1 protein-coding gene is annotated in these 265 nt (G+C 70.6%); it reads left to right on the forward strand.

The window, feature by feature from the left end; all coding sequences use genetic code 11:
- A partial coding sequence (locus tag ACLJNW_RS25735) for an HAD-IC family P-type ATPase (protein WP_410961444.1) occupies positions 1-265 on the forward strand: 265 nt, incomplete at both ends.

Raw genomic sequence — 265 nt, forward strand, 5'->3', positions numbered from 1 at the left:
GAGCGGCAGCGCGTCGAAGGCGAGACCGTGATGTTCGTCGCGGTCGATGGCAGGCCTGCGGGGCTGGTGGGCGTCGCCGATCCGATCAAGAAGACCACGCCCGGCGCGCTCCAGGCGCTGCGCGACGAGGGACTGCGTATCGTCATGCTGACCGGCGACAGCCGCACGACGGCGGAGGCGGTCGCCAGGAAGGTCGGCATCGAGGAGATCCAGGCCGAGGTGCTGCCCGAGCACAAGAACGAGGTGGTCAGGCGCCTGCGGGAGG

Source organism: Salmonella sp. SAL4457, assembly GCF_046548235.1.
Lineage (GTDB): Bacteria > Pseudomonadota > Gammaproteobacteria > Enterobacterales > Enterobacteriaceae > Salmonella > Salmonella enterica.